This is a genomic window from Novosphingobium sp. (assembly GCF_965214355.1).
In the GTDB taxonomy this organism is placed as follows: Bacteria; Pseudomonadota; Alphaproteobacteria; order Sphingomonadales; family Sphingomonadaceae; genus Novosphingobium.
Genome location: NZ_CBDCBI010000002.1, coordinates 824,327 through 847,038 on the forward strand (window position 1 = coordinate 824,327; position 22,712 = coordinate 847,038).

The window sequence follows — 22,712 nt, forward strand, 5'->3', positions numbered from 1 at the left end:
TCGAGGTTTGGCCGGGTCAGTTGCGGTGTTTGAAGCGCCAGCTGTCGTTGCCCGTTTCGATGATGTCGCAATGGTGGGTGGTGCGGTCGAGCAGCGCGGTCGTCATTTTGGGATCGCCGAACACGGTCGGCCATTCGCCAAACGCCAGATTGGTGGTGATGATCACCGAGGTCTTTTCGTAGAGCTTGCTCATCAGGTGGAACAGCAGCTGGCCGCCTGAACGGGCGAACGGCAGATAGCCCAGTTCATCGAGCACGACGAGTTCGATGCGGCTGAGCTGGGCGGCGAGCGAGCCAGCCTTGCCGATGCGCGCCTCATCCTCAAGCCGCGTGACCAGATCGACGGTGTTGAAGTAGCGGCCACGGGCGCCGGCGCGCACAACGCTGGCGGCGATGGCGATGGCCAGGTGGGTTTTGCCAGTTCCGGTGCCGCCGACCAGCACGATGTTGCGCCTGCCCGGCAGGAATGATCCGGCCTGTAACGAGCGGACCAGTTCCTCGTTGATCGGCGTGCCATCGAACACGAACGCGTCGAGATCCTTGATCACCGGCAGTTTGGTGGCGCTCATGCGGTAGCGGATCGAGGCCGCGTGGCGGTGCGCGGCTTCGGCGCGCAGCAGATCGGTCAGGATCTCGGGCGTGGTGCGCTGGCGTTGCACGCCGGTGGTTACCGCCTCGTCGAACGCGCTGGCCATCCCCTTGAGGCCCAGCGCGCGCATGGCGTCGATCATCTCATGCCGCTGCATTGTGGCCTCGCACCGTGTCATAGATTGCGCAATCAGCGCGGGGCGGATGCTTGAGTTTGAGATCGACTACGACGCTGAGTGGCTGATCTGTTGGTGGTTCGCGCCGCCGCGCCAGAATATTGAGGATCACCTCGTCGCTGGCAGCGCCGGTATCGAACGCTTCGCCGATGGCGGCCTCGACCGCCTCCAGTCCGTCGGTGGATATGGCGGCCAGAACCCGCACAAAGCGGCGATCGGCTTCGTCTCCGCTGCCCAGCTTGCGCCGCAACCGCGCCAGCGCCGGCGGCAGGGCCCAGTCCTGAAATGGCGCGCCGTTGCGCAGCGCACCGGGTTTGTGCACCAGTACCGGCAAATAGTGCCACGGATTATAGAGCGTCCGGTCGCGCCCAAAGCAGCGCGGGTGTTCGGCGACAACCTCATCCCCCAGGCGCACCACGATCCGGTCGGCATAGGCGCGGACCTGAACCGCACGGCACACCGCGCGTGCCGCCACGGAATAGCGGTTGCGGTCAAAGCTGATCAGGCATGTGCCGGTGACCGCGTGGCTGGTCTCGTGAAAGCCCCAAAACGACTTTGGCTCACGACGCCAGCATTGGTTGCAGTGCGGGCCGCTCGGCCTCCAGCGCCTGGGACACGGTCATGTCCTTTTGCTCGGGGTGCGCGTGCATCGCCGCCCAGCGCAGGCACTCGGCCTCAAGCCAGCCATTCAGTTCCTCGATGCTGGCAAACTTCAGCCTAGGCTGGAAAAAGCGACCACGGATCGTCTGGACCTGGTTCTCGACCTGGCCCTTCTCCCAGCCTGCCGCTGGCGAACAGGCGGTTGGTTCGACCATATAATGATCGGCCATGACCAGAAAGCGGCGGTTGAACACGCGCTCCTTGCCGACAAATACCGTCGTCACCGCGGTCTTCATGTTGTCGTAGATGCCGCGCAACGGCACCCCGCCGAAGAACGCAAAGCCGCGGGCATGGGCGTCGAACACCATCTCCTGCGTCTCACGCGGATAGGCCCGAACATAGACCGCCCGCGACGCGCACAGCCGCATGTGCGCCACCTTCACGCGCATCGGCTTGCCCGCGATCTCCACGTCCTCGTGGCTCCAGTCGAACTGATAGGCTTCGCCCGGCTTGAACAGCAACGGGATGAACGCAGGCACATCGCCGCCGGGATCCTTGCGGCGGCCATCAGCCCAGCGCCGGGCATAGCGCCGCACCGCATCATACGAACCCTCGAACCCTTCACGCAGCAGCAGATCGTGGATCCGCGTCATCCGCAGCCGGTCACGCCGATGCCGCGCCTCGTTCTCGCTCAACAGCGTATCGAGCCGTTCCTGAAACGGCCCGAGCCGAGGCCGAGGCTGGACCGTGCGATGATAGTCAAACGCCACTTCCGGGGCATTGATCGCCTTGCGCACCACCTTGCGTGACAGCCGCAAATCCCGCGCGATCTCCCTGATCGCCTTCCCGCCCGCGTGCTCGCGCCTGATCCGTACAACTGTCTCCACCACCAACATCCCGATCTCGCCACCTGAAAATCCAGGCCGCTGTCTAAACCATCGGAATGGTGGTTCCCTTTTGGACGCCGATCACCCCGCTAGCCGGGTCCTTTTTGCACGCCGATCCACACCCAAAGAGCGGTAAATAGTCTTGGCCGTGTACGGGATATGTACGGGGATGAGGCGAAATGAGGCGTTTTTTGCCGCATTTTGCTGCATCGAGAATAATCGTCGCTTCGGCGGGTTCCAAAAAATCTCGTTATTTCAGAGAGATTTATGGTGGGCGCGGCAGGGATTGAACCTGCGACCCCACCCGTGTGAAGGGTGAAAAGGTCGGCAAAACGACGGAATACCGTCGTGCGAAATCAGAACAAACCATGGATTTACCACGAACAGAGCCTAAAGCGCTGACCACATGCTGACCACGTAATCATGGATACCGCTGCTTGCGCTGCAAGGGCTCATTTTAACTGAGGTGCGCATCTTTCCTCCAGTTGTGCGAAGGGGAGGAGCATGATGATGACGGCACTAGGCAGCATCGGCGATGCTTATGAAGCATCGGCGCAGGACACGACATGCGCATTGCTTTGCCGCGACGTTTGCTGAGACACAATCTGCGACAACCAACCGCTACGCAACCCTCTCAAACATTCGGTACAGTTCGACGCACGTGCGATTGACACCGAATTGCTCCGACGGATCGGTTTGTTTCCCCCTGATAGCTTGTAGGGCGTCAATTTCCTGGAGTGGTTACACGCGGTTCGCAGCTGAGTTCTGGCGGCTTGGAAACTTTCAAGGGTAGATCGTTTGCAAGCGCAATGAAGCGCGCCTCGGAGATTACCCATGCAAATGATGCGCGAAGCTGAAGCCGCCGGCTACCTGCAACTAGCCCCCAAGACCCTTGCTCGTTGGCGTTGGGCTGGCAAGGGTCCAAATTATTCGAGGCTGGGCGCTGCCGTGAGGTATGCCGTCGCGGAACTCGACATCTTCATCGCATCTGGGAAAATCGAACGGTGATCGCGACCGTAGAAATCGCGAAGATGCCGTTGCTCTTTAGCAGGGACAGAGAAACACCGATGCCACTTCGTGGAATTTGGCCCAAAGGCATGCCACGCCAACGTCACGCTAAAAACCTGACTTTCAACGCAAATGACTATCCCTGTGTTGGGGACAGATTGCAGGCATTCTCAGACGCCGCAATTCAACTCAACGAAGCCGGTTTTAACACCTATACTACGGTCAATCCGGTAAAACCCAGCTTTCTTGGAGATCTCCATAATGGGCTTGCGGTCACAGACAAAGACATCGCTTGTAGGCGGCTGATCTTCATCGACCTTGATCGTACCGGTGTACTTGATGGGCCTGCCACCGATCAGGAAGTGGCGGACGCTGCCATTGTTGCTCAACAAATAACTGCGTTTCTCAGGGAAGAGCTCCAAATCGAGCCTTGGCGTGTAATGTCGGGAAACGGTTTCCACGTTTACCTGCCTATCGACAACCTACCCAACGATGCCGTTTCCGCCAATTGCTGCCAACGCCTGCTCCATGGCCTTGGTGACCGGTTCGACACAGAAACCATCAAGGTGGATCGGTCAGTTTACAATGCTTCCCGTATCACCAAGGTCCCCGGGACCATAGCGCGCAAGGGCATCGAGACGGCCAATCGGCCCTTCCGCATGGCGCATGTATTGTGAGTGCTCCTTGTTTAGCGGCCTTGGAAGCTGTCGTCGCCAATCTTGGGCAACCAATCCTATCAAGTGGAAGCGCCTGTCTGAGCGCCTCACTATCTTCATCGCCAATGGCACGGCCAGCTCGTCAGGCTGGCGCCCACAACGACAATTTGCCACCGCCTGCAGATTTCCTGTCGTGTATCTCCGCTGACACAGGTCGCGGCAACGGAAGCTTGCTCGGGCTCGACGGCAAGCCGCTGACCGATATCTGGCTTGCGGTGATTTGGGCGTTCCGTGGAGCTTACGGAGATACGGTCAAGCACGTGCTGAGGCAATGGTCGAAGACCAGCAACAGGTATGATCGCAAGGGCTTCGAGGATGCTTGGAACGCCTATGACCCCGACCACGTCAACCCAGTCGGGATAGGCTCGATCCTTCATTTTTCCAGGGCACACGGATGGGTGGGGAGCGCCCCTGCTGATCTGCCCCCGGTGCCCTCGACAACTCGCTATCACCTGCTTGATAGGGCCGCAATCTTGGCAATCGAGCCAATTGAATGGCGCGTGAAGGGTTTGTTTCCGATGACCGGCATCGGGGTGATCTTCGGCCCCAGCGGATCGGGCAAGTCTTTTCTCGCGTTATACCTGTGCTTCTGTTTTGCCTTTGGCCGGGCATGGTTCGGGCGTCGGACCAGGGCCTGTGTAGTAACCTACGTGATGCTGGAGGGGGAAGCAGGGCTTCGCAACCGAGTAGTGGCCCTTTCAACTTTCGAAGGTGGGCCCATTCCGGAAAACTTTCGTGCCATCACCCAAGCGTTTGAGCTCTCCAACCCCCAAGATGTAGCCGACCTCGCAGCCATTTTGCCCCAGGGTGGGGTGGTCATCATCGACACATTGAACCGCGCAGCTCCGGGATTGGACGAAAACGCTAGTCGCGACATGGGACTGATCGTCGGCGGTATGAAGCGCCTACAAGAGCTGACCAAAGGGTTGGTTTTGGCCGTCCATCATACCGGCAAGGACCCCGGCAGGGGCATGCGGGGGCACAGCTCGCTTCATGCCGCGCTTGACTGCGCGATCGAAGTCACCCGTGCCGACAACCGTCGCGCGTGGAGTGCTGCGAAGGTCAAGGATGGTGAAGATGGACTGGCTGTACCGTTCAAATTGCACGTCGTTGAACTCGGTAATGATTCTGACGGTGACATCATTACAAGCTGTGTGGTTGCGCCTGATGCCGATGGCGTTCCGCTACGTCGCGAACCTTCCGGGAAAGCGCAGCAAGCAGCCCTGTCCACGATCCGGCGCGCCCTTGGGCGGTCATCAGACATAGGCCAAGGTGGCTGTGGTCCACAAACGCCCTGCATGAGCGTCAATGCCGCAATCTCCGAATACGCAGCCACACTTGTCACCGTTGACCCCAACCGGCGCATGCATCGTGCCAAGGGCCGAGTACAGGACCTTATCACCGATGCACACCTGCGCACCGGGGTTGATGATGTTGGTGAATCGTGGGTTTGGTGCCCGTGAAAAACTCAACCTGTATTGGCCCCTGAGAATCGAGATCGTGGTGACCAAAAAAGACCAACTCTTAGAGTCGTTGGTCTTTTTGGTCTTTGGTCCGGAAAACCAAGAAAGCCGAATACATGATTTTGGTTGTTTTGGTCACCCCCAAAAACCAACTCGCCACCTTCCCAACCGCCCCCCGCAAACGTCATCAAGTTCAGGGAATTCGACCATGTACGTTCCAAGCAAGCGCGCCCTCCTCATGCGGGACGTCATCCTTTATGATGTGGTCTCCTCAGGGTTCATCGACACCTCGGCTCCTTGGGTCGGCAACAGTTCGGTCCCGCCGATCCGATTCTGGGCCCAGATCGATGATATCCCCGCCGTCATCGAAGTTTTTCCTTGGAATGCAGGCACCTGCTCGGTCGGTTGGGTCATGTGGCCTGGATCGGACGATGTGACAGTCCCCCGCTCACCCACGGACAAGTGGCCCGGGGATGCTTTGGGCATCGCTTGCTTCGACCGGCGCATCGGCCTCCGGCTAGGAGACGACTGCTGGATGAAATGCCGGAACCGCAAGAAGCAGCGCGTTGATGCGATACCCCACCTCCACCTCAACCTTCTGCTGCAAGAGTATCTTCGCGCGACTTGATCGAAATGGCTTCGCGCGCAACCCCACAAATTTGCGCGCGAACTATAACTGTTCCGAAAAGAAATCAGTTTTCACAAAGGGAAACCGACACATGCCGCCGATCAAGCCGGTCTCAGCAGCTTGGCAGCCGGTCCCCCCACCGGCTCGCTGTGAGCGCGACACAAGAAAACTCAACAGGTTTCACGCCCACATCCTGACCCCAGGCTTCTCCCGGGCCTTCCACGCGGCCACCCTTAATCGATCGCTCACCTCCATCGCCACCTACCGCGCCAAGGCGCTCCAAGCCGCCCAGAACGACCCCACGATCCTGGATCTGGTCACGGCCAACGTCCGGGCAATTGGCCCCGAGCAGGGCTTGGCTATGGCTCGGGCGCGAGGCAGCGCGCAATTGGTGCATTGGTCACGGCTGGCAATGTACGATTGGCGCAAACGCGGATTTTCTCGCGTCGAAATTGCAAAGGCTTTCATGTGCTCTGTCGGTACCGTGGCCAGCGTACTACAAGGCCGAGGCTGGCGCTACTTCCGTACAGGTGAAAGACGCCTGACCCCAAGGCAGACCAAGCCACCGGGGAAGTGGCGAAATGAGCCTCGGCAATGTAATTAATTCACTTTGGAATCGCAAGTGTCGAATTTACTAATAATTGAACAAATTAGTTTATAAGTTTAATGAAAATCCAATCGTCTATTTTTGTTCTGTAGTAAATATTATTTCAGGATGGCATGGGCTCTTTAAAGTCGCTGACCACGCCAACGATCGATCGTCAAATGACGGTAATTTAGACCTTACCGATTGTTACCTCCTGATCTTGACCGCTTGCAGGTATGGGTTGATCGCCGAGATAAGCGTATCCTTGACGGCTTGATTGCACTAAAAAGTGTCATCTCGGATTGACCAGCAGGCGTTTTGCTTAGCGGTCACGGGCATTGCGATGCGGAGAATTTGGCGTATGCTGAAGTGGGGGGACGCTATCGATGCTCAGGTATTTCAAATCGCTCGTTGTGATTCTGTTGGGTACTTCCTTTGTCGGGAGTGTTGTCGCGCAGCAGCCGGCGCCCGATGATGGGTGGGTGAAGGTCGTCGATATCGACTATCGCGCTGCCCCCCCGCCAAATTGTTTTGGGGAGTTTGCATCATACCAGTCGTACATGGATTGTCTGATCGGAGCCCGAAAGTTCGGGGATCTACGGGCCGGCTCTCGACGATTGCAGAATCGGCAAAATTTTGTTGGCCAAGCCCCCGGAGCTAACGTGCTGACCACCAGGGGCGTGCCGGACAACGCCCGTGGCGGAAGAGTGATTCCGACTGACGACGGTGGACCTATACCGATCGATGCCGGACCCAGGATCCCTGCCGTCGGTCGACTGCCTGGCATGCTTCCGAACCAATTTCCGGAGGTGCGGAGTTCCATAGTTATTCCGCGGCGGCAGGAGCCGACGACCTATCTAGACAATGTCGATGCAATCAATGGCTTCCAAGCTTTTGCGAGCGTCGATGATCGAGCGGTGACGGGTCTGGATCTCTATAATTTTCTGGCGCTGAGCACATGCAATCGTCAACCTAAGATAGCCTCTGCGGTGTCGCTGGCGACAGCCGGTGCGGGCGCCATGGTGCTCCATCAGGATAGTCAGTTCGACGTGGGGGAATGCGTCACCGTCTTGAAGGTGGATACCAGCGATGCCACCGTCGCGATGCAATGGGCCCGTCGCTTGACCACGTCTCACACGCGGAGTCTCGGCAAGACCACGCTGGACCAGTTCGACGAATTTCTTCCGCTGGACGCGCGAGGAGCGCCATACGTGCTGCCGGCGGCTGTATGCACGGCGACCAACCAAACCATGGTCCTTCTGATCAATGTGCGGCTTGCAGCTTCGCTGAAGCTCTCAAGCGAACTGTTCTTTCGAAAGGATCTTCCAGCGCCGGTTACCGGCTTAGGTATGAGCCAAATAGGCATCCCGACCAAGAAGGCGGACTATCTGTTTGCGCGTCGAATCGCAAGTAACTGCGCCGACCCTAAGGAATTTTCTGCGAAAGCACTGACAGACCTGCGGGCCAATGGAGGCACCTTGTGACAAGACTCTTGGCACTGATTTTTGCCCTATTCGTTTTTGCGGCCCCAGCGCGGGCCGATATCGTCGTTCGCCTCTATACTGTCAATTTCGTCTATTACAGTTCGCTCTGGGGTCAGAACGGAGTTAACGGCAACAGCGACTTCCCGCACGCCTTCATACGGTTTACCGGTACTTTGCACGATGGGGCATCGAGCCAAGAAATTGATGAGACATTGGGATTTAACCGAGCCCCCTCAAGCGGCGATGGTCTCTTTGATTACGTAATTGGCGCACAAGGCGGCGTGGAAGATGACTCGGATCTGCTTGCGCGCTCTACGCCCTATGTCAGCAAAACCGTCTCGGATGCCGAGTATCGCAAGCTGAAGGCTATGGCTGACGCATGGAGTTCCAAAAGTTCGACTTATCACGGCTATTTCAGGAACTGCATGGATTTCGTCGGCGCGATCGCAAAGGAAATGGGGCTGAAGACCCCCCCCACCACGGGCGTCGAACCGACATGGTATGTAAGCAGGATAGCTCGGGAGAACCCCGAATTTGCAATGAATCGCTCCTCCGATCCCTCGCCGTTGTCGGCAGCTCAGCTTGATGCAATCGAAAATGATCTTGCGCTAAGGAGCGCGGCGACGTGGTCGGGCGCGCGAGGAACAGCGGCCTATGGGTCCGCAATGGATCAGGCCTTCGTCAACATGAGTGCATACCGTGATGCGGCTCGTCGGACGCAAATCAGCTCGCTCGAAAATGTCCGGAGAACGACGGTGCAGGAGCGGGCAAATTACAATAACTACGAGTCGGCGAGGCAGGCCAAAAAAACTGCGGCGGGGAAAGCGGAGATCGATGCGAAAACGCGCGCGATGCTCGAGAAGGTTCAGACACAGACCGTGTATTCGACTGAGGCGGGAATGGGCGACTCGGGTGTCGGTCGCGGCGCGGGCGGTGGCTCAGGAAGCGGCGGCGGCGGCCCTGGCGCGCCGACACCCACGCCATCGCCGACGCCTTGTGGCTTTTACCATTGTGTAGAAACCTCATTCCCACCGAGTGGCACGAGCCGCTTCATCGGCCGGGCGCGCGTTTCGAATGTCGCGGCAGCGCTAAGCGGCGGGTCAACGCAAGGGACGCCCAAGATATCCGTGGATAGCGACGACGGTGTCCAGTTTTCTTCGGCGGAAGGTGCGGCGCCCACCGGGCGGCGGCAAGTCTACCATCTTGGCAATGTCCTGCCCGGCGAGACGTACAAGATTACGTTCAAGCTCACGTCGAACGCGCAATACGACACTGTGCTGGCCACATTCGCATCCGGCCCAGTGACCATTTCGATGGCGCGGGAGGAAAGGATCCCGAGCAATGGGTTGACCTTCCGCGCAGGGACAACAAAGACCGTTCAAGCAACGGTGGTCATTCCAAACTTCGAAGAGATCAAGAAGAACGGTGTGCCACTCTCCAAGATCGTGTTCACGAGCCATGACCTCCCGTTCGCGGAAATATACATCGCATATGACTTATATCCGCAGGATCGGGTAAATTTCGAAGTCTCGTCCGGACCCGTTCAGACTGGTTTCGGGACAGATTGGGGACCTTGGTATGCGATTTGCGCTGGGCCGAACTTTCTTGGTTATAAATTCGAGAGCGAATTCCATGGTTTGACCAGTCTCTCACCAGATCACGACCGGGGGTGTATGAGTTGGGGCGCATGTTCAGTTGTTGATACCGTTCCGGAATCGGGCATCTGCTTCAACTTCACGGCTCGTGGTCACGGTCGATTGGATAGGAAATCGGAAGACAGCGGTTTCGCGTATGTCGCCGACCTTCGAGCGACCTACGTGCTCGAACGACCGCAGCCAAAGTGGATCACGCCTGACAATATCGTGGCGTTCTGAAGCCTTCGACTGAGGCGCTCAGTCACATTGGATTGCCGACTCAAGAGGCGCGTCGACGGCGGCGAGATCTTTCGCGATTTTGCTTGAGTGGGGATCATATTTTCCACCGCAGGCGCGGTGCCAACAACAGGTGGCCATTGGCTGGAGCGACTAGCGTTGGGTTACCCGCAGGCGCGTTGCCATCATGGTCAGATGCGGAGGCTTGACGGTCGTTTTGCCAAAGTGGGAGTTTACCAAATTGCATCCAAACGGCCTTACCCTCCAATCGCCGCCTTGAGGCTCGTGATTGTTTCGACTATCAGCCGGACGAAATGCGGAGATCTTCAGCTGTGCGGGCACCAATCCGATTGGAGGGCATCTGATGAGAGTAATTGTATATGCCGAAGATCTGAGTGGTCGCAACGATGATGGGTATTACTCCAAGCCGGATTTGGCATCCGCGCTGGAAATCTTCTTTGGGACCAGCGAATTTGGTATGTTCCTAGATCGGGACGGCGAACAGAGGCTCAGCCGGAACGAAGCGGAAGGCATTTTCGACGCTGACAGGCGGGTGACTTTTTTCAATGACGAAGGCGAGAAAGTGACGATTTCTGTCGATCCGACTGAGTGACACAGGAGACCTGAAGCGCGTCCAAGTAACCCAGACCAAATTCTGACATGACAGCGCAATTGTTTATAATCATGTGATAAAAAGACTCACTATTAGTCGCAATCGCCCTTCAGAAAGTGGTTGACCCGTTCGATCGTGCGGGCTTGCCGTTTTTTGTCCAAATCACATTCCCACACCACGGCGACTCGCCAGCCCAAGCTCCTCAATCTTTCTTCGACCTCAAGATCCCGTTCGATGTTCCGGCGAAATTTCTCCTGCCAGAACGTCGAGTTGGACGAAGGGTTGGTTGTCCGATTGCAGCCGTGTCGATGCCAGAAGCAGCCATGCACTTGCAGCACCGCCCGGTATTTCGGAAACACCAGGTCCGGCTTGCCGGGCAAATCCTTTGCGTGAAGCCTGTAACGGAACCCGAGCGCATGTAGTGCGCGCCGCAGGAGCATTTCAGGCCGTGTGTTGCCTGCTCGAATGCCCGACATCATCCGGGAACGAACTTCAATCGAAACGATGTCGGCCAATGTGGAGCTCCTGCGATTGCAGCCTGGTCAAACTTGCTCACCGTCATATAGGAGGGATCGAGATGGAGGCCACTTGAGCAACGAAATTGAAATTGTAGATTTGTTTGCCGGACCGGGCGGACTGGGTGAGGGCTTCTCGGCGGCAGGCCGCGAAACCACAGTGCCCATGTCCATACGCCTGTCTGTAGAAAAGGATGATTTCGCAATTCAGACATTGCGGCTTCGCGCGTTCCTTCGGAGCTTTGAAGGAAGGTTTCCGGCAGCATATTACGACGCATTAAATCGATCGCAGACTTTGCCGGACTGGTCAGAGACCCACGGCGATAACTGGAAGCTCGCCTTGGAAGAAGCCCAGCAAATGGAATTGGGCGGTGACGGCGTGTTCGAGCATCTCACGCCAATCTTGGACAAAATTCGCGAAAGGTGCGGCGGCCGCACCGTGCTGATCGGAGGCCCCCCTTGCCAAGCATACTCCGTTGTCGGACGGGCTCGCAACGCCGGAAAGAAGGGTTATGTCCCCGAGAGTGATGGGCGACATTTTCTGTACCGGGAATACGTGTCGATCCTCGATCGACTGAAACCTGCAGCATTCGTGATGGAAAACGTCAAAGGCATGCTGTCGAGCCAAGTAAATGGCGGCCCAATCTTTGAGCGGGTTTTTGAGGATCTCCGGCTTGCAGGCGATGGCTACGCGCTTCTGCCACTTACCGTTGAAGGCAACGTTCTTTCTGATCGCAAGGCCGGCGAGTTTATTGTCCGAGCTGAGGAGCATGGTGTTCCGCAGGCACGGCACAGGGTTTTTATCGTGGGTTTGCGCTTGGACCTCGCCAAAGGTCGAAAGTTTGTGGGGCCATTGCTCGTGAAGACCAAGCCATCGGCGATCAATTCGGTTGTCGCCGCAATAGGTGGAATGCCGCGGTTGCGGAGCGGCCTGAGTCGAGAAGACAGTCCCGATGCCTGGGAGAACGTTGTCAAAGGTTGGGCGCGCAGGCTGGCGGCCGATTCTTCACTACCTGCCGCATTGGCACCATTGTTTCGCCGGATCGTGCGAGCAAGCGAGCCCGGCACGTTTCCCCGTGCTACATCGGCCATGGCAAGCCATGTCGTCGGCAGCGAACTTGCAGCATGGTTGGAAGATCCCATGCTCGAAGTTTCGATCCAGCATGAGACGCGTGGTCACATAGCCGATGACCTGGGGCGCTATCTGTATGCTTCGGCCTTTGCCAAGACGTACGGATATTCCCCGAAGCTCCACGAATTTCCTTCGGCTCTCCAACCGGACCACGCGAACCGGGCAACCGGGGCGTTTGCAGATCGTTTCAGGGTTCAACTCGCTGAATTGCCATCGACGACTGTGACCAGTCACATATCGAAGGATGGCCATTATTTCATCCATCCGGATCCGGAGCAGTGCCGCTCTCTAACTGTCCGCGAAGCCGCCAGGCTTCAGACCTTCCCCGACAACTATCACTTTTGCGGGCCTCGAACGGAGCAATACAAACAGGTTGGCAACGCTGTCCCATGCTTGCTTGCAAAGCGGATCGCCCACGTCGTGCATGACCTGATCACGTCGGGCGGATGAGTCTCCGCCTGCAAGTTAGTGCCTTGCAGGCGGAGAAAGCATTCATCTGCCTTTGATTTCCAGGACACTGCCCCTGCCCTCAGGAAACTCGCAGGCCCTGACAGCCTTCCACGTGTCAGGGCGTTTCGCGACTTCCGAAATCTGGCGGCCTGGTGCAATGCGTTCGAAGGTGGAATTCACCACTCTTGCCCAATCCCACAGCAGCTTGCCGAAACTCTCGGAAATGCCTTGCTGCTGCCAGACCAGATCGAAATCGATCCTGCCCGCCATTTTCTCAGCCAGCACCGCAACCGTGTAGGTCGTGATGTTTACCCAGCCCTGCCGGAAAGTGTCCTTGGCATCCTTCTTCTTGATCATGGTCTCGATGGCCCGGAAAATGAGCACCTTGGCGATCATTGCACGATACCAATCAGGTGTAAGGGGATTGGGAACCAGCTCCGGGTTTTCGTCCAAAGCCGCCATGAAAGCCGCGAAGTTTTTCTCGCCCGCAAGTGCCACCTGCGTTGGCTTGCCTCGCCAGGCCTCGTGAAACTTGGCAATGTCGTTTTTCGAAAGTTTGTGCTTCTGAGGTACCATCTGCTGGAATTCGCGGCGCTTGGCATCAGTGCGTTCGCGAAGCAGTCTCACCTGATAGGCGCCGGCTGCACGTTCGTAAAACCACCTGCTTGCACCGTCAGCGCACCACACCTCTTCCGACAGCTTTTCGAGTTGAACATGAAACGGTCGATTGGCAGACAGATCGGATGTTTTCACGGCATTCTGGCTGTTGGCAAACCGTGAAATGTTGGAGATCAGACGTTCTCTGGCATCGTCATCGTTCCCCTTGAGGATGATGATCTTGGCAGGAACCATGACGTGGCTGAGGTCGATTTCCTTTTTGTCTCGTGACGCGAAGAAGATCGAGGACGTGGTCTGCCCGCCGTTGACGATTTGCAGCCCCTTGATCAGCGAGAAGCCCAAGCCGCCATCTTCGCAACGGCTGAGTTCGGCGCTGTCGCAGACCACGACGAGCCCGTTGTTGAAAGCCATGAAGTGCTCGGGCTCACGAAGCAAAGTATCCGCAATTCCCTGGTTCACCTTTGAACGATAACCGAGGAACGTGCGGACGTTGGCCTCCAGCAGGCGTGGGCCGTAGCGAAGGTAAAGCTCACGGATAACGTGGCCCGGAATGGCTGTCAGCGCATACTCGTAGTCGGCGTCAGGATCGGGAACATGTATGCACGGAAGCGGGCGTCCAAGCATCTGTTCGAAACTTATCGCGACCTCGTCCCGCGGTTTTCCGGTCGTGTGCCGATACAGGCGTTCGATATCCATCGCTTCGATCGCGACGATCTTGCCTTGCACTTCCTTTGGCGAAAACCGCTTCGATTTGGTCAGGCCATCAGTGACCACGAATACGCGCAACTGCTCCAGGGTTGCCCAGCGTTCCCGGATGAAGACCACCAGCTCGTAGATGTCACCGCTGGTCTCCATCTTTGAGGCCAAGCGACCGCTGGCCGCCTCGAACAGGAACTTGATACCTTCCTTGGCAGTGGAAGCGGCTTCAGCGTCCTTCAGGCTTTCGATCTCGTCCGACCCGAAGTATCGGGTGACGAACAGATCAAGGCATGTCTCATCAGCGGATAGCGCATAACCTGTGATCCTGAGGCGGGCATTGCCGATGGTGCCGGTCCAGTGACAGATGGTCGGCGATTCACAGATGTTGGCATTCGCGATCTGATCCATTGCCAGTTCGGCATAGATCAGTTCTTCGGAGGGGAAGGTCCCTTCATCATTCCGAATCCGGTCGGCGACGATTGCCTGAATTTCGGAACGGATGCCCCGATGAAATTCCTCGATGCTCATCCGGCCATCCCCAGTGTACTCAAGGCGCCTTCAAACTCGATATCCGGATGCGAAAGCGAGCTCAAATCGAGCGTGTAGGTAGCGGCCGTGACCTGCGGGGGCAATTTGGCTCGGCGAACTGCCGGAAATTCCTCATCAATATTGTAGCATCTGAATTCATCCACGAGCAACCTACGCTCGTACTGCGCGGAGTGCTCGTCGTAGTAGCCGCTCATCACAAGCAGAGCATCGAAGGATCTCCTCCGCCCCCTTTCGCCCGCGACTTCTCGCAGTCCGTCAACCATGTCATTGAGATTCAAACCGGTTGTGTCCTCCTTCAGCCGGATGGCACCGAGGAACATCGGCTGCCGTTCGGAATCAAGCTGCTCTATGCTGTTGATTCTGGCCTTGAACGCATCGGTCGTTGTCGTGGTCTTCACTTCGATCGCGCCCGATCCCAAATGGAAATCCTGCGCCGCGTGCATCGGGCCTTTCCATGCGTCGAACGGCGTTCCGCCTGGCAGAACGTCCGCCAGCAGCTTCAAGGTGGCAAGTTCACCATACAGACCAGCCTGCGCTTCCTGCGAAAGCGGCCGCAGGCCGCGAGACATGAAACTCTGCCAATCCCTGACCCGCTGCAGGAATCCGGAGGCAAGGGTCTTGGCATCCTTTGCCTTCCTGTCCTCCAGGAATCGAAGCAGATCCACGACCATGATGGCGAAAATGTCGAAAGTACCTTCGAGCCTGCGGATCAAGGCGATAACATCCCTGCCATGAAATGAAGGATGCCCTTCGATCAGGTTCGCTTCGAAACCCCTCCCTTCCGGAAGGCTGTCCAGCTTCCCGATCCATCCGGTCGGAAAGGCCACGACCAGCGCCTCCCGGCTATCCGGAAAATGACGTCCAGCATGCACCGCAACTGCCTCGATGGTCGCGAGATTGACCAACCGCCATTCCTCGTCACCTTGCTGTTCGGCCAGTGCCCGCCAGGCACGGATCAGACCATCTTCAGTCCACCCAGTCATTCAACGCCCCCCACATCACACTGTTTGCTACATACGCAGCATTGCTGACCCTGCGGTCCGACGAGCTGCCCGGGAAGCTGATGGCGAACGCCACGATCGGATCTGCGTTTTCCAGCTCGGGTATTTCGCTTGCCTTGGGATCAAGCAGGTACAGAAGAAGCAGGCCGCGTTTCGGAGACGCATGAACACCAGATTTTGCCCATCCATCCCCCAGAACCTTGCGAATGGCAGGGCCGCGCGGCTCATCTGGCGGTTCCCGTCCTTCATTTCGCTCCGCATCTCGCCGCCAGGTATCCCGGCTCAGCTCAAGGGCTGCTTGCCACTGGTCTTCTGTCAGATCGATTGCCTGGTCCCGCGGCGAAATCAGCGTCTTGATGGAATAGCGGTCGTCGTGATCGACAGTTTTTCTGCGGGTCAGCATGGCGACGTCGTGGTTCCCGATCGAGGCGTAGCCTGATTGCTCGGCAGAATCCTTTCCCACCAATGCGACCGTCCATTGGGTAAGTTCGCCATCCTTGTTCATCTCATCGATGAATTCGGCGATGAGCGGACTCATGATCCGAAAGCTCGCCTGGTGTGTCCGGTATGACCTGAGAAACGCGGTCACCTGCTGGGCTGGTATTTCACGCCAGAGATGGCCGGCCCACTTCTGACCATCGGGAACATGGTGCTGGGCGTTCAGGTCGCGGGGCACCCCCAGGCTTAAGATGAAGCGTTCGGTCGCGCGGAAATTATCGCGGATCTCCGCTGGGCGATTGGGAAAGACGATCGTCTGAAGGAGGTCGCCGGAATAAGTGAAGGATACCGGCCGCGCGTTGCGCATCTTTGCTCGCGAGGTCACCGTCAGCACCGAGTGCGACCGAACCCGCAAACCGAAATCCTTGGGAGTTGCGCCCGCCGCGACCATGTTGTCGAACTCCTGCCTCAACTCTTCGGCAGCGTCCGCAATATGCCCGAACCACTCGATCAGTTCGTGCGTGGTGTAGAGCCGGCAGACATCAAGATACCCGTCGCGATATCCGAACCAGCGCCCCATCTGCATGAGAGTGTCGTACATCTTGGCTGATCGCAGAAAATAGCTGGTGCACAACCCTTCAAGGGTCAGCCCGCGGGCCAGCTTGTCGCCGCCAACGGCTATCACCTTGAGGCCAGTCCCTTCGTTGTCGGTATAATCGAGCGCATCTCTCGCTGTTCCGTTGATCTCCCGCACCTTGATGTCCGCAATGACATCCGGGAGTACCTCGCGAACCTCCGCCCAGGAAAAGTCTGCAAGCTTTTCGTGTTCGACAAGTTCCGTCCGTATGCGTGCCATACCTGGCTTGAAGCTATCCTCGTATTCGGACCGCATCTGTCCTTCGATGCTGGCGAGGTCGATCCCACGTTGATACCGCCCCCTCAATTCCCGCACATATTCTGCAATCTGAGCTACAACCTCGTTCTGAACAGACGTGAAGCGGGTGACGTGCACCAGCATGGAAGCATGACGATTTCCCTGGCCTCGCAATTTGCGCACTGCGCAGGCGTAGATGAAGGAGCGCACCGCCTCCTCCAGTGAATCGGGTAACTTTGCTTCACCATTCCATCGCGGATGGTACCCATTGCGATGGCGGGGCGGCATCCACGGAGTATATTCGGCTTCACCAAGCGGCCGCGTGAGGGGGAGGTCTGCAGCAGTGGATGAGGCAGAACTGAAAACTCGACCAGGCCCGATATAGTTCGAAGGCGCGGCAAGGTTGGTGATGAACGCAGATGGAAACAGGTCGGGGCCGTGATCTTCCGTCGCGCCCTTGTCGTGAATGAATATGTTGGCGAACGGAGTTGCGGTGTAGCCGACGTATGCTGAGCGCGCAAAATGGTTCAGGATCGAACGGATCAGCCTGTTTATGGTTGTGGGCTGGTGCTCCATGTCCGGCCTGCCATTTTCATCGACGACGTCCTCACCGGTATCGACTGACCCATGGTCGGATTCGTCATCGATCATCAGGATCGGCAAGTTTGTAACCAGCCTTCGCCCGGTCACTGGGTCGGTGTAATCAGCAACCCGATTCCGGATCCAGCCCAGCAGTCGTTCAAGGACAGTCTTGTTCTTCTTGACCACGAATAGCCACGGCCGCTGCTCCGGGGTCACGCCGAGCTTCGCTGCTGCAGCTTTCGTGAAATCCCCGTTATCCGTGCGATTGGTTGCGTAGTTTGGTCTGATCGAATGATCGGCATCGATAAGACCCACGCCGATGGCCGGCAGGTCCTCAACGTTCGCCAGCGTGGCGAAACCAAGGAAGCCTTCGTCGAGACGGATTTGCGTCTGAGCCCTGAGATTGTTGTGCAGCCCCGCAAGCACGATGATAATCTTGTAGCCGGCGTCCGCACCCTTGCAGATCAGGCCGGTGTAATTGCCGGTCTTGCCCGACTGAACGTGACCAACGACCAGACCGCGCCTGTCCCAACTGCCATCTCGCCTCGGATCTTCGAGATGACCAAGCACTTCATCCGTCGCTTCATCCAGCGCGTCCAGCGCCACCTCGGGTATTCTTGCCTCCATGTATTCGGAATATCGTCGCCAGTAGAGCCAATCGCGTTTCCGTTCCGCTGTCAGCCAGGGCACATGGTCGGAATCGTCCGAAAGCGTCGCATTCCGGCCAACCGTATGGCTGGACCTCCGGATCAGCTCATCGACGAGTTGCTCGCGATCCACGACCTTGAAGTCGTCCTCGAGGATCATTTCCAGCTTGGCGAGCTCGGAGTTGATCATTTCAGGAGTGATCGCTTCACCAGTCTTGCCCGCTCTGCGCCGCAGCAAGTTTTGCGCCATGCTGAGGATGGCATCGAACGCACGCTGGTCGCTGGTGGTCATCAATTGTTCCTGCCAATCTTGTCGACGATTTCCGGGTACTGATCGAATGGGTGAGTTCTGGCGAGGCGCTCCCGGGCCTCATCGGGCGCCATACCGCGAAACTCGACCAATGCTTCGTAAAGGCTGATGAGGGTTTCCTCGATTTCCGCGGCTGGCGCTGCCGCAAACTCTCCCTTTGGAGTTTGGTTCTGTTCCGAAGTGTCCAGCCAAATCCGCTGCACCGGTACCGTTTCCTCAATGAGCCTCAGAAGCGAAACCAAATCGCCTTTCAATGGACCCGCCCGGTCAAGGATGGACGCTACCAGAACGTGATCTCGGGAAATGCCGTACGAGATCCCTTTTGACGAATGCCGAGATTGCCAGACATCGGGCAAACGGCCCGCGCCATGACCGCCGCCCGTCATGAGCCGACCGCGGTGAGCGAAAACCCTTCTTGCGACCTCACGGGTTTCGGAAGCCAGCCTGACAAGCTGACCGCGCAGCCGCACTGGCACGCTCGCCGTCGACTTCAGGATATTGATTTTCCAATCGAAATCCGCGCTGTTTGGAATATCGAGCCGAATTCTCGCGAGCCGATGCGGCTCGTCGCGAGTCCAGCGCCGACCACGCTCGCCAAGGCCGAGCCATCCTCCAGTAAGGAGGAGCCGGCGGTTTCGGTAGACGTAAAAACCCTGCTGAGCCGTCCATCCGCTGGGGCCTGCAGCGGACTCGAACTCGGATGATTTGAGCAGATCCTTGTGCGGGAGCACATGGCATTGCGCGACAACGCCAGGAGCATTGAGAATTTTGTATTCGACGCTTTGCAAGGCCTTGCCGGGGTGGCCGGTAAGAAAGGGATCCCAACCTCTGATTGCACGCCCGTTCAGGGAAACCTCAATCCCGTCGTCAAGTAACCGGTGAAATGTCATCGCCAGATGCGCTTCAACGTGACCGGAAAGTTCGATGAAGTCATCAGGCTTGAACCCTTCGGTTACGATCCTGTCGAGGTTCTCCCACAGGACCACAGTGCCGCTTCTCGTTGCGCAGGGCGCTTCAAGTCGGGGCTCGGAACCGGGGCGGGCACCTTCATGCAGCAGCCAGCTTCCAGTCTCTCCTCCCAGATCATCTAGGTCCCATCGCAGGCAGCACTTGGTGCCTGCGACAACACGACTGGCAACTGTAAGAACGCGAGCCTGGGAGAAGCTTGCAGTCTTGAGACCCATTCCGAAACGGCCTAGGTCACCGGCTTTCCGCACATTTCGCGGGTCGCGCGCCCCAAGCCGCATGGCGGACTCAAGTTCAGAATCGGACATTCCTCTGCCGTTGTCGATAATTCGGATCCAGCTGCGGTCGCCTTGCCAGGCAAAAAGAATTTCAATGGTCGTCGCTTCTGCACTGATGGAGTTATCTATCAGATCGGCAATAGCAGCTGCGGTGTTGTATCCCAGTCCCCGCAATGATTCGAGCATGGCACCAGCTGCCGGGGGAACGTTCCTTGTCGCCATGGCTACAGCAGCTCCCGCAGGAAACGTACCCGCGATGGGTGGCCGAGTGTCCTGAGCGATTTCGCTTCGATTTGTCGGATGCGTTCCCTGGTTACGCCATAGATCTCGCCGATTTCCTCAAGCGTCATGTCGCTAGGGCGGTCGATACCGAATCTCATCCGGACTATATCTTGTTGCCGCTCGTCGAGATCAGTCAGTTTCTCTTTCAGGAGCCTTACGGATTGCTGCTCGAGAGCGGCGTCTTCAGGCGATGGTCCGCGGTCCGCTTTGCTGGCCATCGCTCGGCAATATTCCAGCGGTTCGGAAAACGCGGTACGGAGCGAGTCGATAGTCCGGATGTTGCAGCCGACGGCTTCAGATATTTCCGCCTCTTTCGGTGTGCACGGGTTAATTTTCTCGAATTCCTCCACGAACGAGAGGATCTTCTCGTACAATTCGTAACGGTGAACGGGGACGCGGATGAGTGATCCATTGTTTAGCCGCCATCTGCTCACCTGCTGCCGTATCCAGAACGAAGCATACATGTAGAACCTGACGCCGCGATCGGGATCAAATCGTTCGGCGGCCCGTCGGATTGCAAAATACGCTTCCTGAAACAATTCCTCCGGATCCTCGCCCGGTGCGGCCATCTTTGCCGTTTCGCGCCTCGCAAAGGGGAGATGGGCAAGGACGAACCGTTCAGTCGAGCGGTCGCAGTCGGCCAGCAAACGATGAAGTTCGGGTCCGATACCCGCATCATTTGCAAGAGCTTCGAGACAGGTGCGCGAAATCTCGAGCATGTCGAGGGCTTCCAATGCCCGGCGGCGTCCTCGGCCACCGGCCTCCAGCCCGACATCACGTGCAGCTCGCAACAATTCCAAGCTGGCAGCAAACTCGGATCCGGCATGGTCATCATCAGCCAAGTCGATACCCGAGTCAGTAAATTTATCCGGCGGAATTTCACCGGCAGCGACCTGCTCTCCCATGCCAACAATTCCTGAGAGCAGATGGTTATTGCCCAGGATCGCGTTCAGCAAATGGTGCCTTGCATTGGCGATCTCCCCTATCAGCTTCGCTTCGCTCGAGCGATCAACATCAAAGGCCCTACGTCCCGGTACGTTAGTGTCCCGGTTACAGGCCGCACAAATCGAATCGGCAAGTTCTCCAGCCTCAACTAATGGCTCCACGGCAGGCATGAGCTGTTCAAATGCGCTCAGATGCCTAGTCATTGCAACGCCTGCATCCCGCAGAATTCTTCTGACGTTGACTTCAAGGTCGCCGACCGTGTGGTTGCCGTGGCATTCACCGATCAACGTCCGGATTGCGACGTCGTCCGCGATCCCGTTCGCTAAGACTTCGCGTGCCCAAAGGCGTGCGGTTCGATCTGCAAGGCTGAAATTTGTGTCCTTAAGTTTTTGAGGCCGTCGCGCCGCATGCCTGCTCGAATACGAGAAATCAGCGACTTCTGCATTGGCGAGACCTGAAGTGCGACTTCCGGCGAATGGGTCGGCTGGCCTGACTGTGGCGAGTGCATTGGGCAAATCCCAATCACTGTTGTCGCCAGCGCGATCGCTGTTGATTTCGTTGCCCGCAGGTATGGCGACAAACGTCGCCGAGACCGTCGCCAATCCTTGTCGGGAGTGAAATTCGAGCGGGTCATCTTCTCCCTCAAAATCAATCTGAGCAAAATCTTCATGATCCTGAACGGGGAGTGTTTCTGCTTCAAAAGACATATCCGGCTCATCAGGTGGCCCCTGCATCTCAATCCGGTAAGTCGTCGCGATCCGTCCGGTCAAGAGCGCGGCCAATTGATCGTAACCAGCCTCAGCCGCCACGTCGCCTGGCGTTTGCCCTGCGTTATTTTGTGTCGCGGAATCGGCGCCAGCTTCGAAAAGGCGACTGCACAAACTCAAATGACCACCTGCTGCTGCAAGATGGAGAGGCGTGTCTCCCTTTGCATTTCGGACCATGACTCTGGCGGAAACCACGATGCGGTCAACGGTCGCGGATTCTCCTGAGATCAATCCTCGCTGCTCCCGGGCATCGAGCAGTGACCCAGGCGAGGAAGCGACACTTCCCCTTGCCCCCGTCAAGGAGTTTGCTGCCGCGCCTGCAAGTGTTCGAGCCAAGGAGCTGTAGCCTGCAGCTTGCGCCAAATCCGCAGGTGCCAGTCCGGCCTTGTCGGTTGCAGCGGGATCTAGTCCGGCATTCATGTATATTCGGCAGATTGCAGTTTGGCCGGCGCGGGCGGCCGCATGGAGCAGTGTGCGACCTGAGCCATCGACGCGGTGCAACGCATCGCGATCACGGCAAACGTGATACGCCTTTTCCTCGTCCGTCATTGCGCTCGCACGGCGTGCCTCCATCGGTATCACGAAGTCCGCATTGCCAAGATTTCTTGCCCTTGAAACGGTTCGGTCACCTATCGGGTCAAGCTATCACCAACATCCGCTTTCGCAACCTGTGCCAGTTGTTTTCAGGTACGTCAGGCAGCATTCGATAGGTTGCGGATCAGCTCGATTATGATTGTTTGTGAGAACTTCCGTAAAGCCTGGTTGTTAACATGTTGTATTTGGCGAAATGTAACTCAGGGTTTTGATTGAGAATTGACCTCTCCTAGTCCGGTTAAGTGCTGCGCTTGTAGCACAGGAACAGGTTCAGGTTTTGTCCTTTCTGGCTTTGGACGCAGCTGTGCTCGCACGTGATCGGCAGGTGTCGTTTCTGGTGTGCGGGCACGCAACAGTGATGAGTGGGACGGTCGAGTAGTGCGGTTGGCATTGTGGCACTTACAGACCCAAAACCATTCGCTGACGCTCAGATTGGTTGCAATGAT

Annotated in this window: 15 protein-coding genes and 1 pseudogene; 8 read left to right on the forward strand and 8 right to left on the reverse strand. The window is 57.5% G+C overall.

Going from position 1 to position 22,712, the window contains the following annotated elements; all coding sequences use genetic code 11:
- Positions 1-16: 16 nt before the first annotated feature.
- On the reverse strand, positions 17-745 hold the full coding sequence (gene istB / locus ACOOE2_RS04460) for an IS21-like element helper ATPase IstB (RefSeq protein ID WP_420381820.1): 729 nt from the start codon (positions 743-745) through the stop codon (positions 17-19).
- Positions 732-2,259, reverse strand: a pseudogene (istA, locus tag ACOOE2_RS04465) (IS21 family transposase). The gene istB and the pseudogene istA overlap by 14 nt, the downstream one beginning before the upstream one ends.
- An 834-nt stretch (positions 2,260-3,093) precedes the next feature.
- On the opposite strand from istA, the gene ACOOE2_RS04470 reads away from it, so the two are divergent.
- The 7 genes from ACOOE2_RS04470 to ACOOE2_RS04500 all read left to right on the forward strand — a co-directional run bounded on the left by ACOOE2_RS04470 (position 3,094) and on the right by ACOOE2_RS04500 (position 10,619).
- Positions 3,094-3,258: a helix-turn-helix transcriptional regulator gene (locus ACOOE2_RS04470; protein ID WP_420384555.1), complete on the forward strand. Its 165-nt coding sequence runs from the start codon at positions 3,094-3,096 to the stop codon at positions 3,256-3,258.
- Positions 3,255-3,935, forward strand: a complete 681-nt coding sequence (locus ACOOE2_RS04475) for a hypothetical protein (protein ID WP_420381821.1) — start codon at positions 3,255-3,257, stop codon at positions 3,933-3,935. Before ACOOE2_RS04470 ends, ACOOE2_RS04475 begins: the two co-directional genes overlap by 4 nt.
- A gap of 209 nt (positions 3,936-4,144) precedes the next feature.
- A complete protein-coding gene (locus ACOOE2_RS04480; protein ID WP_420381822.1) occupies positions 4,145-5,437 on the forward strand; it encodes an AAA family ATPase in 1,293 nt (430 codons plus the stop codon).
- The gene (locus ACOOE2_RS04485; RefSeq protein WP_420381823.1) at positions 5,406-6,065 is read left to right on the forward strand and encodes a hypothetical protein; all 660 of its coding nucleotides are present in this window, start codon (positions 5,406-5,408) and stop codon (positions 6,063-6,065) included. Before ACOOE2_RS04480 ends, ACOOE2_RS04485 begins: the two co-directional genes overlap by 32 nt.
- A gap of 972 nt (positions 6,066-7,037) precedes the next feature.
- Positions 7,038-8,135: a hypothetical protein gene (locus ACOOE2_RS04490; RefSeq protein ID WP_420381824.1), complete on the forward strand. Its 1,098-nt coding sequence runs from the start codon at positions 7,038-7,040 to the stop codon at positions 8,133-8,135.
- Between the two features lie 8 nt (positions 8,136-8,143).
- Positions 8,144-10,009 (forward strand): hypothetical protein, encoded by a 1,866-nt coding sequence (locus ACOOE2_RS04495; RefSeq protein WP_420381825.1) that lies wholly within the window; start codon positions 8,144-8,146, stop codon positions 10,007-10,009.
- 361 nt (positions 10,010-10,370) lie between these two features.
- Entirely contained in the window at positions 10,371-10,619 is a 249-nt protein-coding gene (locus tag ACOOE2_RS04500) for a hypothetical protein (RefSeq protein ID WP_420381826.1), read from the forward strand.
- A gap of 92 nt (positions 10,620-10,711) precedes the next feature.
- Here ACOOE2_RS04500 and ACOOE2_RS04505 read toward each other — a convergent pair whose 3' ends face one another.
- Positions 10,712-11,134 carry a very short patch repair endonuclease gene (locus tag ACOOE2_RS04505; protein WP_420381827.1) on the reverse strand — a complete coding sequence of 141 codons (423 nt, stop codon included), beginning with the start codon at positions 11,132-11,134 and terminating at the stop codon, positions 10,712-10,714.
- A 73-nt stretch (positions 11,135-11,207) separates the two neighbouring features.
- On the opposite strand from ACOOE2_RS04505, the gene ACOOE2_RS04510 reads away from it, so the two are divergent.
- On the forward strand, positions 11,208-12,716 hold the full coding sequence (locus tag ACOOE2_RS04510) for a DNA cytosine methyltransferase (RefSeq protein ID WP_420381828.1): 1,509 nt from the start codon (positions 11,208-11,210) through the stop codon (positions 12,714-12,716).
- A 42-nt stretch (positions 12,717-12,758) separates the two neighbouring features.
- On the opposite strand, the gene ACOOE2_RS04515 is transcribed toward ACOOE2_RS04510, so the two are convergent.
- Genes ACOOE2_RS04515 through ACOOE2_RS04535 form a run of 5 tightly spaced genes read right to left on the reverse strand, consistent with a single transcriptional unit; the run spans position 12,759 to position 22,221 of the window.
- Positions 12,759-14,561 (reverse strand): AIPR family protein, encoded by a 1,803-nt coding sequence (locus ACOOE2_RS04515; RefSeq protein ID WP_420381829.1) that lies wholly within the window; start codon positions 14,559-14,561, stop codon positions 12,759-12,761.
- On the reverse strand, positions 14,558-15,565 hold the full coding sequence (locus ACOOE2_RS04520) for a PD-(D/E)XK motif protein (protein WP_420381830.1): 1,008 nt from the start codon (positions 15,563-15,565) through the stop codon (positions 14,558-14,560). Before ACOOE2_RS04520 ends, ACOOE2_RS04515 begins: the two co-directional genes overlap by 4 nt.
- The gene (locus tag ACOOE2_RS04525) at positions 15,549-18,416 is read right to left on the reverse strand and encodes a Z1 domain-containing protein (RefSeq protein ID WP_420381831.1); all 2,868 of its coding nucleotides are present in this window, start codon (positions 18,414-18,416) and stop codon (positions 15,549-15,551) included. The genes ACOOE2_RS04520 and ACOOE2_RS04525 overlap by 17 nt, the downstream gene beginning before the upstream one ends.
- Entirely contained in the window at positions 18,416-19,864 is a 1,449-nt protein-coding gene (locus tag ACOOE2_RS04530; RefSeq protein ID WP_420381832.1) for an ATP-binding protein, read from the reverse strand. Before ACOOE2_RS04530 ends, ACOOE2_RS04525 begins: the two co-directional genes overlap by 1 nt.
- Before the next feature lie 38 nt (positions 19,865-19,902).
- Positions 19,903-22,221, reverse strand: coding sequence for a sigma-70 family RNA polymerase sigma factor (locus ACOOE2_RS04535; RefSeq protein WP_420381833.1), 2,319 nt, complete (start codon positions 22,219-22,221; stop codon positions 19,903-19,905).
- Positions 22,222-22,712: the final 491 nt, after the last annotated feature.

Bases quoted from the DNA above. Each gene is read 5' to 3' on its own strand.
- ACOOE2_RS04515 (WP_420381829.1), bottom strand. From the start codon at position 14,561: ATGAGCATCGAGGAATTTCATCGGGGCATCCGTTCCGAAATTCAGGCA.
- ACOOE2_RS04520 (WP_420381830.1), bottom strand. From the start codon at position 15,565: ATGACTGGGTGGACTGAAGATGGTCTGATCCGTGCCTGGCGGGCACTG.
- istB (WP_420381820.1), bottom strand. From the start codon at position 745: ATGCAGCGGCATGAGATGATCGACGCCATGCGCGCGCTGGGCCTCAAG.
- ACOOE2_RS04485 (WP_420381823.1), top strand. From the start codon at position 5,406: ATGTTGGTGAATCGTGGGTTTGGTGCCCGTGAAAAACTCAACCTGTAT.
- ACOOE2_RS04500 (WP_420381826.1), top strand. From the start codon at position 10,371: ATGAGAGTAATTGTATATGCCGAAGATCTGAGTGGTCGCAACGATGAT.
- ACOOE2_RS04530 (WP_420381832.1), bottom strand. From the start codon at position 19,864: ATGCTCGAATCATTGCGGGGACTGGGATACAACACCGCAGCTGCTATT.
- ACOOE2_RS04525 (WP_420381831.1), bottom strand. From the start codon at position 18,416: ATGACCACCAGCGACCAGCGTGCGTTCGATGCCATCCTCAGCATGGCG.
- ACOOE2_RS04490 (WP_420381824.1), top strand. From the start codon at position 7,038: ATGCTCAGGTATTTCAAATCGCTCGTTGTGATTCTGTTGGGTACTTCC.
- ACOOE2_RS04470 (WP_420384555.1), top strand. From the start codon at position 3,094: ATGCGCGAAGCTGAAGCCGCCGGCTACCTGCAACTAGCCCCCAAGACC.
- ACOOE2_RS04535 (WP_420381833.1), bottom strand. From the start codon at position 22,221: ATGACGGACGAGGAAAAGGCGTATCACGTTTGCCGTGATCGCGATGCG.